This window comes from Candidatus Enterococcus wittei (assembly GCF_002140175.1).
GTDB lineage: Bacteria > Bacillota > Bacilli > Lactobacillales > Enterococcaceae > Enterococcus_B > Enterococcus_B wittei.
This window is the reverse complement of record NZ_NGMO01000002.1, coordinates 239,019-240,921: the sequence shown is the minus strand read 5'-3', so window position 1 is coordinate 240,921 and position 1,903 is coordinate 239,019. Positions and strand designations below refer to the sequence as shown.

General features: G+C 34.4%; 2 protein-coding genes. Both read right to left on the bottom strand.

Features of this window, described 5'->3' with window-relative positions; genetic code table 11:
• Positions 1-462 precede the first annotated feature (462 nt).
• Positions 463-1,281: a hypothetical protein gene (locus tag A5844_RS05510; RefSeq protein WP_086284266.1), complete on the bottom strand. Its 819-nt coding sequence runs from the start codon at positions 1,279-1,281 to the stop codon at positions 463-465.
• 207 nt (positions 1,282-1,488) lie between these two features.
• The coding region (locus A5844_RS05505) for a 3H domain-containing protein (RefSeq protein WP_086284265.1) at positions 1,489-1,903 on the bottom strand (415 nt) is incomplete at its 5' end.

Genomic DNA, 1,903 nt, shown 5'->3' with positions numbered 1-1,903 from the left:
CCTTAATATAGGTTGAAAACAGGAACTGATAACCTTTCCTTATATCAAAAGCTTTATCGTTTTTTTAGTGATAAAGTCAAGGTTAGCCTATCGATTCTCCTTTCAAATTCTTTCGCCTTTTGTTCGTTCGTTTTTTCCTCTTCTGTCAATATATGATTCCACCAAAATAGTTAATTATTTTTTTACAGAATATCTTTATGTATATTTAAGAAATACAGGAGTGATTTCTACTTTCTTCTCAAGAATTACGATTATATAATTATTTTATTGTAGCTTATTACATTAGGTATCAGAAGTATGCTTATTTTTCGTAATGTGTACTTTTATTGTTAGTCTTTGCCACTCCTTGCTGTCTATAATTTTGTAGGCAATATTGTTCTTTTTCCGATTGCTTTATGAGTTCAGTTAATACTCCTTTTCCCACTTCGACTTGTACATTTGAACCGACTGATTGCCTGTCTCTTATACACATCTAGATGTGTATAAGAGACAGATATTATTATTTTCCATAAACATATTACGGGAATCAGAAAGTCCGTAAAGAAGAATATTTTTTGTGATACTATTCTCCTTAAACCCACTAACACCAACAGAAGCACATCTTTCCCATTTTTTTGGGTGCTGTTCCCAAGGTGCCGAAACTTCTTGTTCCTCTCTCCAAAAAACAATTGGCACTTTGATCTTCTCTCTGTGATGATACAGACTCCGTAGTGTATGATCAAATACTCCCTTATTGATGCCCTCAATTGTCCGATCCATTGATTGACCTTGACACGAGTCTAACGAAACCCATATCACAAAGTTGGCTTTTGTTTTTGCTATCTCCATAATCAATAACTCCGCTTGATTCATTAATGGTGTTTTAAAACTGACATCGATAATCTCTTTGATATGTTGATTGCCATACTGACTTGATTCCCTATATAGTTTCCATTCTGCAATCCATTTTTTAGGATAAAAATCACATAATCGTAAACCGATTTTATTTCTTACTACCTCACGTATCTCTTGCCACAGCGGATAATTCTTCTCTTCCTCCTCCATACCATTGAAAAAATCAGCGTTACCCACTGCATGATCACTAAAATCGAGACTCGTTAAAGCGTTGAAAATGGTTTCCACATATACTTTAGGATCATAAGGGAGAAATTCCTCTCTATACACTAGATTATCTAGCTTTTCTGCTAACTGTTCTTTTGCTTCCCCTTCTCCAAAAATTAAAATTTGTTTTAATTTCTGATTCATTGGTCGTTGGGGTGATCCTTCAAATCCTGGATTCATATTTGATTCTTTCCTTTCTATATTACGTAGCCATTTACTTTTATTTTCTATAAATATATCGAATTCTTGGAAAGAAAATAAAACACTTATTTTTAAATAAATAAAAAACACCCATCCATAACAATGTAGGTGGGTGTAGTGCATAATAAAACGGAAATAAAAATCTAAATCATTGTAAGATTAGTTTGTGTATCTTCCAACATCACTTTATTTTATTCCTTCATATAAAATCCCTGCTCCTGCTAAGCTTTTTTTTATTTGCTTTAACGTGTAATTGTCCGGATAGCGGATCGTATGCAAATGGATGCCTGAAGTCAGCTCAGATAATAACGTAGCTTTACTTTTTTTATAACGTTTGATAAAAGAGTGGATATCTTGTTCTGTCTTGATATGGAGCATCCCAGTTAGCTCTCCATATAGCGGATGCTCGACAATGACATCTAAAACTTCGCCCCCATGTTCAACGATTAATCGCAGTTCTTCTTCAGTCTGCTCTTTTGTGTGTTGGACAGCAATTTTGCTCACTAGACCTTTTTGAGATTCACTTGTTTCCAAAAGATATCCTCTTGCAGTAGCGACAATATTTTCGCCCGCTGCCCGTAGTAATGCAATATCACCAACA